Genomic DNA, 10,565 nt, shown 5'->3' with positions numbered 1-10,565 from the left:
AACCTCATCGCCCCATACTTCGCAACACGAACCGCCCTACTCGCACGGCCGGGAGCAGCCCTCTTCGCGTTGTAGATATCCGTCAAACGCGTGATGGCGCTCTCTTGGGTCGCATACCCTGACTCTTGGGTTTGCCGCCCACCGCCCGCCCTATATCTAATCTTGTAATGATGAATACATTTGGACCACCGCTCCTGCGCATGCTCGCAATCCTTAAAGAAGGACCCCATCCCGCGGGCGAGGGTTCTTGTTGCCAAAGTGACAATACCTCTTAGTCGACTACCCCGGACCTCTGTGCCGTCGCGATCACCCCGCTCAATGGGCTGCCGCGTATCACCACATCACCCCCTACGCTGCCACATCCACGCCCTCACCTCAGACTCTTTGAATTGCAGCTTCGCATTCCTGCCAAGGCCAAATCGATAGGGCACCAGACCCAACCTCCGCCCACTCTTGTAAACCCAAGAGGTGGACATATTTATATACTCCGCCGTCTCTCTTACACTCATGAATCGCTCCACAGAGACTCCCGATACGTCGCCTTATAGCCGTCCGCGCCAGCGACTATCAGACAGATGAAGCAAAGCTCTCTCGCCCTCCAATCACGCAGCACGGACCGACCCCTACGGTGCCTGCGTCCGCCACTACTCCGCCGCCAAGCGCAGCCGAATGCGAACACCTCAATGGTCGCGACGATCGCCGGTTTGGCTAACCGGCGATCGTCGGCTATGTTGCGCGCCGCATCACGTACCCGACGTCTGCTCGGCCTTGCCGTCGGCGAGAGGGAGCGGGTACGAGCACAAACCTCCGGGGGGCGCTGTCCGACGCGACCGCTAGCAGCCCGTGTTCGTAAGCCGGTCGAGATTCGCCGAGGCGCGGCGCTCGGAAATCCCGAGGGCCGGGCCACGTGCCGGGTTGGGCACCTAGATACCGTGCAACGTACGCGAGGACGACACGAGCACCGCGGTACCCTCGCTGCAAGAGATCTTCACCGAAAAGGCTGGCCGCACAGACGCAGAGCCCGGTGGAAACCGCAAGGCAGTCACCCGCCGTTTGGCCAACCCAAGCATGCAGTCCACCGAGGACAAAAACCGCCGGTGAAGTAAAGCGGGCAGATCGTATTGCGTATTCATACAGGCGGGCCTCCCAAGTAGGGGCCACGTCAGCCGGGCAACCCGCGCGACGCGTCGTTCCGAGCCGTTTCGGGAACTAGGTGTTGCTGGCCATGAGGTTGGTGTCGCTGCTCGCTGGTGTTGACCTTCGAGTTGGTTGAAGCTCCATGATGACGTGGTGCCAAATGATGAGCTGATGCCGATCGGGGCCTTCGCCCAACGCAGTGGTTTGACCTCCAGCGCGTTGCGGTTCTATGGCGACTCCGGGCTGCTGCCCCCTGCTGAGGTCGACCCGGTCTTGGGCTACCGCTACTACAGCGCCGACCAGGTGGCGCGGGCGACCGCGCTGCGTCAGCTTCGCGAGCTCGCCATGCCCCTGGCTGCTGTCGAGGCGGTGCTCGGTTCCGGGGCTGACGAAGCATCCCGGCTACTCGATGAGCATGTCGCAAGGGTCGTTGGGGATGCAGCGGCCGTGCAGCAGAAGGCTGCTGTCATCAAGTCTGCGTTCGGCAACGTGCCAGGTCTTCTCATCGCGGTGATGAAGGGGCCTGTGCTGGCGGATGCGGTCGAGCAGGTACTGACCGCGACCGCGCATGACCCCGGGATGCCAGCACTCGCCGGCCTCCGCATCGAGGCACGTCAGGAGGCAGTCACCCTGACTGCGACGGACCGGTACCGGCTCTCCACTCGAACCCTGGTGCCAGCTGAACCACCGGGGCAGACGTGGGCCGGCACGGTCGACGGCGACGAGCTGCGGGCCTCGGTCGCCGGTAGCCGCCGCAGTCCGCTGGTGCGGCTGGAAGCGGTCTCGAACGGGATCTGGTTCCGCGTGGCCGACCGGGAGGACCGGCACTGTCGGTTGCTGCCAGAGGAGTTCCCCGACTATCGGCTGATGCTCGCGTCGCTGGGCGAGGTCACCACCCGCGCGACGGTCTCGAAGGATCTGCTCCTGCGAGCTCTGGAAGAACACCCCGGCGAGCGCATCGCTCTGCACTTTGCCGACCACGAAGTGAACGTCGTGTCAGTGGACGACGAGCACCCAAAGGTCCCACTTCCGGCTACCGCGACGGGCCTGTCCCTCCAGATCTGGTTCGAGCTGACCACGCTCTATCCCGCAGTGAGCACCGCGATCGGCCCTGACGTAATGCTCGACCTACGGGGACACGACCAGCCCGTCACGATCCGCTCCGCCGACCGCGGCGATCTCACCACCTTGGCCATGCCTGTCAAGCCCGACCACTCCGCCTGAGATAGATGAAGAGGAACAGCTCATGACCACCGCACCCGCCAGCCCCGACCCGACCATGGAAGCCATCGGACAGGCAGTCGCCGAGGGCCAAGCCGGTGACAGCGTGTCCGCCCGCCAGAAACTGCTGGACATATGGTCCACGATCGGTGTCACCGGCGACCCGTTGCACCGCTGCTCCCTCGCTCACTACCTGGCAGATCTCTACCAAGATCCCGCCCATGCCCTCGCCTGGGACATCCGCGCCCTAGACGCCGCTGACGCCGTGACCGAGCAGCGCGCCCAGGCACACGACGCCAGCCTCCACATCGCGGGCTTCTACCCCTCCCTGCACCTCAACCTCGCCGACAACTACCGCCGACTCGGCTCCTTCGAAGCCGCCACCGAGCACATCAACGCGGCCAAAACGCACGCCCCCATCCTTCCTCAGAATCCCTACGGTGACCTTCTTCGCGGCGCCATCCAGGAGGTCGCCGAGGCCATCGCCGGGCAGGACCGCACACGGCGAGCCTCTGCGCCCGGTTCTCCTGCGTGACGCACAGGAACGCGCCCCTGACCGTGGAGGGGCGACGCCGTCTCATCGAACGGTGTCGCACGAGGCCCATCGCCCACGTCGCAGCCGAGATGGGGATTTCCCGGGCGTGTGCATCAAAGTGGGTCAACCGATACCGGCGCCACGGCGACCTCGGGTTGGAGGACCGATCTTCCACACCGCACCACCAGCCCACTGCGACACCATCCACGGTCCTCGACCTCATAGAAGAACTGCGCCGCACCCACAAGTGGTCCGCAGCCAGAATCGCCTTCGAGCTGTCCCAGACCGGAACGCCGATCGGCCGGAGGACCGTGAACAGGCACCTGGCCGAGATCGGCCTCAACCGACGCCGATTCATCGACCCCGACGGTGAAGCCAACCGACAGCCACGGAGAATCCACGCCCGACGACCCGGCCATATGATTCACGTCGATGTGAAGAAAGTGGGCCGCATCCCCGACGGCGGAGGCTGGCGCGTGCACGGACGCGGCAGCGACCAGGCGAAAACCGTGGACCGGCGGAAGAAGAAAACCGAGCGCGGTGGCTACGTCTATCTACACTCGGCTGTCGACGGGTACAGCCGGCTCGCCTACAGCGAAGCACTGCCCGATGAGAAGGCCGCCACAGCGATTGCCTTCCTCCATCGTGCCCGGGCCTGGCTCGCAGCACATGGGATCACGCGCATCGAGCGGATCGTGACAGACAACGGCGCCTGCTACCGAGCCGAGAGCTTCTCCCGAGCCCTTCTCGGCGCCAGACACCAGCGCATCGCCCCCTACACTCCACGGCACAACGGCAAGGTCGAGCGATACAACCGCATCCTGGCCGAGGAGTTCCTCTACGCCCGGACGTGGACATCGGAAGCCCAACGCTCCCAACTCCTAGGACGCTGGATTGTCCACTACAACTACCACCGACCCCATACCGCGATCGGAAGCCAACCACCGGCAGCACGACTGCCAGACGGCGTCACCAACGTCCTGGCCTCCTACAACTAGGTCGCAGCCGAGCAGTAGCACCGTCTGACCTGATGTTTTTCATTTCTACCGTGGGCGAATGCCTCGTCTGCGTCTGCTCACTGGCCCGGTCCGCTGACTACACGATCCCCTTCCATCCCCACGGAGGCTCCCCGGCCCGGCCGCGCAGGCAGTCGATGCGGTACTGCGCCTCGCGCTGCCACTCCGGGCGTGTGGAGGCGTGCTGAGCGGCGTACGTCGCCATCCGCAACTCGCGTGCACCAGCCAAGAGTTCATACCCTTCCCACTCTGTGACGTCAGCGCCGTAGGTCTCGCAGAAGGCGGCATACTCCTCAGGAGACACTGCGCCGGTCGTGGTGAGCTTCACCGCGGTCGACACGAGGTCCCACTCCGGCGGGCCGAACGAGGCGCGCTCGAAGTCCATCAACAACGGGCCAGCCTTCGTGCGCGCCACGTTGCCGACCCATGCATCCCCGTGGACTACGCACTCCGGCAAGCCCTTCGGCCTGGATGCCCACCGACCCTTTAGTTCCTTGAGTCGGCCGTACAGCCATTGCCGGTCCCCCTCAGAAAGCGTGCTCGCTGCGTCGATACGCTCGACCAGTCGGACGAACGGATCCACTTCACCGAGCCGCAGGTCTGGTTTCGGCAGTGCGTGCAACTGCTTGAGGAGCGCAACGACGTCGGTGACGGTCCCGATCTGGTGTGGCGGCAGCTCCTCCCAGAAAGTCACCGGGTGCCCGGTGGCCGTTACCGGCTGTCGCAGGTCGAGGGCGCGTACGGAGGGCACACCCTGGGCTGTCAGCCAGCGGGCGACCTGAACCTCGCGGGCCGCGGCTGCGGACTGGCCAGGCCGGGCGATACGCACCACCACTCCCCCGGGAAGACGCCATATGGCGTTCTCGGCGAGCCGTATCGGCTCGGCGTCGGTCGCGTCGAGGCCGGCAGCGAGGCACGCCGCCTGAAGTACATCTCGGATAGGCGTGGTTGAAGCGGTCACGCATGCACCGTAGCCGCAATGCGCTCGCGCAGGTCGCCGGCCTCGGCGAGCTTCCGGTACCGGCCCGCGAACCGGGCGAGTTCCCGCAGGTCGTCCGCGGCCCGGCACGAGGTCAGCTTGCCGACGTCGTCCAGTGCTCGATGGCCGAGCACGACCGCGTGTCGCGGATCGTCGCCCTTGGCCATGATTAGAGAAGCGAGCTTCGTCTCGGAAATGGCACGCGAGCGGGCGAAGGCATTGCCGTGGCCCTTTACCGCGATCTCAAAGCGACGGGCCGCTTGCCCCGGGTCCTCATCCGTGTGGACAGCGAGATCGAACAGTGCGTGTGCGGTGTCGCCGTGGTGCTGGGCGTAGTCGTAGTACGCCATCCACGGCGGATCCTGTGCCACGTCGGACTGTTCGAACGCGGCATCGGCTTCTCCGACCGCGCGCAGGGTGTTGGCCACGTCGCGCATCTTGCCGAAGGCGCGGGCCCGGGCGGTATGCAACATGGCGCGCTCGGTGGCGGTAAGTCGGTCGGCACGCACCAGCCCCTTCTCTGCATGCGTGAGGCCCGTGTCCGGGTCGCCAACCCAAATCTCGTGCCTTGCCATGAACGAGTACGTCTTGGCGCGGAGATGCCACTCTCCGGCTTCTTCCGCGCATTCGGCGGCTAGCCGGAAGCTGACTCGGGCATCGTCGTGAGCGTACGCGTCGAATTGCGAAGCGCCGACGACGATCCCCAATCGGGCCACGGAAGCAAGGAGATCAGGGCGCAGCGGCTCGGGGCAGGGCACCGGCAGCAGGGAGGCGCCCCACATGATGGCGCCTCGGGCGAGTTCTCGTACCGCGCCGCCGCCTCCGTACTCGTTGTCCTGGCGGTGGATGACATCGGCCAGCGACTTCAACTGCCCGATTTCGCGCGGGCGGATCTGGGTCGGGATCTCCCGGGGGGCGGTCGGGGTGACGAGGCGGGCGAGGTCTATGGGTGCAATGGCGGCAAGGCCGCTCGTGGCGAGGAAGGCACGACGGTCCACAGGGGCAGGGCTCCCACTTGGAGATGTTGTACTACCTCTGCCCAGGATGCGGCCTTCACGGACCTGAACCGACGCCTCCACCCCACCGGGGGTTGCACTTTCCGTTTCGGGGTGGGGTTTTTCCGTTTGCCCGAACACCATCCCCCACGCCCTGGTGAGGACTTCGCTGGTCTCCAGTACCTCGTCCAGGCGCTCAGCCAAGTCCTTTGAGCAGGCGGCAGTCCCCTTCTCGATCTTCTCAATAAGAGAGCCGCTGACCTGCACCTTCGCACCTAACTCGGCGTGCGTGAGGGGGGCTCGCTTCTTACGCCAGGTCCGCAGTTCGTGGCCGAACCAGTCGCGCGGAGACGCATCCGGAGTCAACTGCTTCTCGGGTCTTGGCATGGGCTGTCCCTCGCTCGCGAAACGGAAGGTCGAGGTTTCCGAATCAGGATCTGCACACGTTCCTGTCGGCCTGACTCAATGGTTGCTGACGGCCGCCACCCCAGTACACACCGCATCTGGCGCCGGTTGGAGAGATTTCGTCGAACGAGGGACTCCCCGTGAAGTCAGACCTGATGGGCAATCAACAACCTGTCGTGGACGGCGCAAGCGCAGCGATCCGGACGCGCTCCGGAACGTGCGAAGTCGACGTCGTTCTGACAGCCGCGGCCGTCTCGGGCGTGCGTGACCTCGTCAGTGCGTGCCTACGTCTGTGGGGTCTGGCCGAACTTGAGTCGCGGGTCACTCTCACTGCGTCCGAGCTGTTAACGAACGCCTTCCAGCATGCCCGCAAGGAGGGTGAGTCCTCGGTCCACGTAAAGGCCGTCCTCACCCGTACTCCTGACGGCGTCTTCCTGTGTGTAAGTGACCCGCATCCCCGGCTTCCGGCCCCCGTCTGCGCGAGCGACAGCAACGAAGGCGGTCGCGGTCTAGTGCTGATCAAGGAGCTCAGCGACGGATACGGCTGCTCGTCCACTGCGTACGGCAAGGACGTTTGGGTCACGCTCCTGTGCTCCGCGTAGCTCTAACTTCCGTGCCTCGTGCGAGATCTGAAAGGACCAGCACCATGTGCCGGCACTTCCCGCCGTGTCCCACGGCCGACGCCTCCGACCGGGAGGCCGCGCGGACTATCGCGCACCACCCGGAGCAAGGCCGGAGCTTGCTGTGCAACAAGGTTCTGTTCTTCGACACCGGTGAACTGCCACGCAGCGGAACGATCATCCCGCCGTCTCGTCCCTTCCTGGCGCAGGCGTGCGCTGATGGGCGGGGCTGTACCTCTCCGCCGCCGGTGTCGGATCGGATGCCCCGTCACGGTGCCGCTTTCCCCTGCACCGCCCACCTGGGAGGACCCGGATGAGCCCAGCACCAGGCGTCGCACCAATCGCAGCCAAACTCAATTGGCCTGATGTAAGAGGAGTTGCGTCATGTGGCTGTCGCTGTCTTCCGGTCGAGACGCCCGTCAGCGCGTTGCCCCTAGAAGGCAAAGCGGTATCGGCGCCGGGCCTGGCTCGGAGCGGGATCGGTCTGCAGCCGCAGCAGAGACGGTGGCGCTCGTACTGGACGAGGAGTCGCCGCTGCCGGAGAGCGCGGCCGACGTGGAGGAGCTCGCACAGCGCCTTGGCGATCACATCAGTCAACTCGAAGGCTTGGTGCCGCCAGGAGCGTCCGCGCTGCGCGACGCGCAGCAGCTCTCTTCGGCGGGGGTCCCCGACGGCTACGTGCCCAGCAGGGTGCATCTGGTCAAGCTGGCCGAGGCAACCCAGGAACTCATCGCTGCCGTGCAAGCCCACGGCGTTACACCCGCGATGCCGACGCGCGGACGGCGTTGGTGGAAGCCGCGAATCAACGTGCTCCGCGGCTCCGTCTTCGCTGTTGCCTTCGCCTGCCTGATCCTGGCCGCGTCCGTGCCCCGGGCATGACATGACCGCCACCGGGGCAGTTCTGATCGCTCTGCTTCTCGGCCCCATGGCGTGGCTGGTTCTCCGCGGTGATCGAGCAACCGATCCCGCCGCTCGGCAGGGCAGGGACTCCCCACAGGGGTGCGATCGGGGTTCCTGCGCCCCGTTCGCCATCACGCAGACCGCAGAAGACCGACAACGGCCGCACACCACTGCACGCTTACCGCCCTCCCCCACCGACGAGGATTCCCATGTCTGACAGCGCGCTCCCGACACGGCCGGCCGCCTCCGGCCACCGCAGAAGGCGGCCCCCACGGATCGACGCCTTCACGCTGCGCTGTGTCCGCCGTGCCGTAGCACTGCCCCTGTTGCTGCTTGCGGCGTTGGCAGGTGCTGTTGTCTTCGTCTGGTCGATGTCCGCGGTGGCTCCCGGTTGGACCGGGGTCATACTGGCGTGCGGGCTGATCGGCATCGCGCTGGTGGCAGCCCGTGGGGCACGCACGGCCGCCGAGGCCGTGCAGACAGCCGCGGAGGAAGCCCGGACAACGGAGCTGACAGCGGTCACAGGGGGCGCGGCGGCCATCGAGAAGTCTCTGCAGTGGTCGGCGGACGAGCTCTGCCGAGGCGCACGACCGCCACTGCCCGACGGGCAGGCGCCACCGTCGGCCAGCGCGAGCGCAGAGATCGAAACGGTTCTGGCTGCACTCCACGTGCAGGCCGTCGCGTCGCTGATACGCGTGCACGACGAGTCCCAGTCCGTCGTTCTCCTGGAAGTGCTGCGCCGCCTGGCCATGCGAGAGCACGCCTTGGTCGGCAAGGCGCTGGGGGCATTGAGTCAGCTGGAGATGCTGACCGACGACCCGGAACTGCTGTCGCAGATCTTCGAGATCGATCACCTCGTGACGCGGATGCGCCGTCAGGTCGAGAGCACAGCGGTGCTGGGCGGACAGTCCCTACGTAACGTGCGCCGGCCGGTGCCCGTCACGACCGCGCTGCGCGGTGCAATTTCCGAGGTGGTGCAGTATCCGCGTGTGGTGGTCGCGGCCGGTTCCGTGGGTGCTGAGCTGGGTCTTCCGGGACATGTGGGTCCGGACCTGACTCACCTGTTGGCCGAGCTGATCGAGAACGCCTGCGAGTGCTCCGATCCGGCGACACGGGTGACTGTGCGAGCGCAGCGGGTCTCGAACGGGCTAGCGGTCGAAGTCGAGGACCGAGCCATCGCCATGCATCCGCAGGCGCGCGCGCAAATGAACCGTCTACTCAAGGCCCCTGACGACGTCGACGTCAGCGGCCAGGTGCGAGCGGGACAACTGGGCCTGCTGGTCGCCGCGAAGATCGCCCAGTCGCATGGGCTGTCCGTTCTCCTGCAGGAGAACGTGACGGGAGGCACCACTGCCCTGGTCGTCATTCCGGCGCGGCTCCTTGTAGCGATTCCTCCCGTTGGCGACACGAGCGCCGACCGCCGGGAAAGGCGTCCCTCCGCGCAGTCGGCGCGGCAGGTGGCTGTGGCGCCAGCCGCCCCACAGGCAGGCCAGGTCACTCGCCCGACCGCCGTGGGCGCCCCGGGAGCCGGAGAACCGGAGCACCCTGCGGATGCGCCCGCCCTTCCCCGGCGTACGCGTCAGGTCGGTTCGTCCCCTCCCCCACGTGAGCGGGAGCAAGCTCCTGCGACCGCGGCGACACCAGGGATCGCAGCCGCCTTCCGTAACGGCATCCAGGCCAGCGGGGCCGTCGGTTCGCCCCCCGATTCGGGAGAGCAGCCCAGCCCGTGAAGCTCGCCCCCCACTTCCCCCGCGTTCCCGGTGGCCCGGATGCATCCGCTGGCCCTTCCCCCTTCTGGAGCGATTCCTATGAGCACCCCTGAGATGAACGACATGACCGGTGCCGCGCCCGCGTCCGAGACGACAGCGAGCGTTCAGCGAAAGGACATGGCCTGGCTGCTGCGGCAGTTCGCGGCCGACGTTCCGGGCGTCACCCACGCCATCCTGCTGTCACGGGACGGGCTGCGGCTGCTGGACAGCGACGTCGACAAGGACTGGGCGGACGAACTCTCGGCATCCTTCAGCGGAGTGGCCTCCCTCGCGTCGGGCACGACCGGCCCCAGCCACCAGAAGCGACCAGCCAGGCAGGTCGTCATCGAGCGGGACGACTGCCTGTTCTTCGTCCAGAGCGCCGGTCGCAGCGCGGCCTTCGAAGGCCATCCCGGCAACGAACGCGGTGTGGTAGACACGGTCCTCGGCGTCATCGCCACCACGGACGCCGACGCCGGCCTGGTGGGATTCGAGACGGGGCGCCTCGTCCAGAAATTCGCCCCCTACATGCAGATCCCCGTCCGCGTCGGCACCGGCGATGAAGCCCGGTGAGCACACACGGCGGCGCGAGCGAGGACGCGGCGTTCGTGCGGACCTACACGCTGACGCGCGGGCGCACCCGACCGCGGCACCTGCTCGGCCTGGAGACCGTGCTGGACGCCGGACTCGGACGGCCAGGCCCAGGCCAGGCCGAGGAATGCGAAGAGATCCTCGCCCTGTGCCGCGAGCACCGGCGTTCGGTGACCGAGCTGGCGGGACGGCTCGGCCGTCCCGCCACCACCGTCAAGATCCTCGTCTCAGACCTTCTGGACGCCGACGCCCTGATCGTCCCCGTCACCGCCGCCTATGCCGAATCCGACACGGACGCGGAAGCACGTCCCTCCCCGCAACTGCTGGCGGCCCTCTCTGCGGGCCTGAAAAGGAAGTGGCCCGATGCCATCGCCTACTCCCAGGCCGGATGACCCGCCGGTAGTGCTGCGGACTCCGT

11 protein-coding genes and 1 pseudogene are annotated in these 10,565 nt (G+C 66.6%); 9 read left to right on the top strand and 3 right to left on the bottom strand.

Annotated elements, in window-relative coordinates; translation table 11 throughout:
* Positions 1-341 precede the first annotated feature (341 nt).
* Complete coding sequence (locus ACWFRJ_RS40235; protein ID WP_453543122.1) at positions 342-509, bottom strand: helix-turn-helix domain-containing protein; 168 nt, start codon at positions 507-509, stop codon at positions 342-344.
* A gap of 781 nt (positions 510-1,290) precedes the next feature.
* On the opposite strand from ACWFRJ_RS40235, the gene ACWFRJ_RS40230 reads away from it, so the two are divergent.
* The 3 genes from ACWFRJ_RS40230 to ACWFRJ_RS40220 are packed head-to-tail and all read left to right on the top strand — an operon-like array spanning position 1,291 to position 3,891.
* Entirely contained in the window at positions 1,291-2,361 is a 1,071-nt protein-coding gene (locus ACWFRJ_RS40230; protein WP_453543119.1) for a DNA polymerase III subunit beta family protein, read from the top strand.
* A 22-nt stretch (positions 2,362-2,383) separates the two neighbouring features.
* Positions 2,384-2,893: a hypothetical protein gene (locus ACWFRJ_RS40225; RefSeq protein ID WP_453543116.1), complete on the top strand. Its 510-nt coding sequence runs from the start codon at positions 2,384-2,386 to the stop codon at positions 2,891-2,893.
* Positions 2,890-3,891 carry an IS481 family transposase gene (locus ACWFRJ_RS40220; protein WP_453543113.1) on the top strand — a complete coding sequence of 334 codons (1,002 nt, stop codon included), beginning with the start codon at positions 2,890-2,892 and terminating at the stop codon, positions 3,889-3,891. The genes ACWFRJ_RS40225 and ACWFRJ_RS40220 overlap by 4 nt, the downstream gene beginning before the upstream one ends.
* Before the next feature lie 97 nt (positions 3,892-3,988).
* On the opposite strand, the gene ACWFRJ_RS40215 is transcribed toward ACWFRJ_RS40220, so the two are convergent.
* Positions 3,989-4,870 carry an aminoglycoside phosphotransferase family protein gene (locus ACWFRJ_RS40215; protein WP_453543110.1) on the bottom strand — a complete coding sequence of 294 codons (882 nt, stop codon included), beginning with the start codon at positions 4,868-4,870 and terminating at the stop codon, positions 3,989-3,991.
* On the bottom strand, positions 4,867-6,270 hold the full coding sequence (locus tag ACWFRJ_RS40210; RefSeq protein ID WP_453543108.1) for a helix-turn-helix domain-containing protein: 1,404 nt from the start codon (positions 6,268-6,270) through the stop codon (positions 4,867-4,869). The genes ACWFRJ_RS40215 and ACWFRJ_RS40210 overlap by 4 nt, the downstream gene beginning before the upstream one ends.
* A 173-nt stretch (positions 6,271-6,443) precedes the next feature.
* On the opposite strand from ACWFRJ_RS40210, the gene ACWFRJ_RS40205 reads away from it, so the two are divergent.
* From ACWFRJ_RS40205 to ACWFRJ_RS40180, 6 genes and pseudogenes are all read left to right on the top strand, one after another.
* Positions 6,444-6,890, top strand: coding sequence for an ATP-binding protein (locus tag ACWFRJ_RS40205; RefSeq protein ID WP_453543142.1), 447 nt, complete (start codon positions 6,444-6,446; stop codon positions 6,888-6,890).
* 44 nt (positions 6,891-6,934) lie between these two features.
* Positions 6,935-7,114: pseudogene (locus tag ACWFRJ_RS40200) on the top strand (DUF5999 family protein); the annotation flags it as partial.
* Between the two features lie 298 nt (positions 7,115-7,412).
* Complete coding sequence (locus ACWFRJ_RS40195) at positions 7,413-7,787, top strand: DUF6415 family natural product biosynthesis protein (RefSeq protein ID WP_453543105.1); 375 nt, start codon at positions 7,413-7,415, stop codon at positions 7,785-7,787.
* A 230-nt stretch (positions 7,788-8,017) separates the two neighbouring features.
* Positions 8,018-9,538, top strand: a complete 1,521-nt coding sequence (locus ACWFRJ_RS40190; RefSeq protein WP_453543102.1) for a sensor histidine kinase — start codon at positions 8,018-8,020, stop codon at positions 9,536-9,538.
* Positions 9,539-9,616: 78 nt separating this feature from the next.
* On the top strand, positions 9,617-10,129 hold the full coding sequence (locus ACWFRJ_RS40185; RefSeq protein ID WP_453543099.1) for a roadblock/LC7 domain-containing protein: 513 nt from the start codon (positions 9,617-9,619) through the stop codon (positions 10,127-10,129).
* A complete protein-coding gene (locus ACWFRJ_RS40180; RefSeq protein WP_453543096.1) occupies positions 10,126-10,539 on the top strand; it encodes a DUF742 domain-containing protein in 414 nt (137 codons plus the stop codon). The genes ACWFRJ_RS40185 and ACWFRJ_RS40180 overlap by 4 nt, the downstream gene beginning before the upstream one ends.
* Positions 10,540-10,565: the final 26 nt, after the last annotated feature.

It is taken from the genome of Streptomyces sp. NPDC055239, from assembly GCF_053606205.1.
The sequence above is the reverse complement of the archived record's forward strand: the minus strand, read 5'-3'. Positions and strand labels throughout refer to the sequence as shown.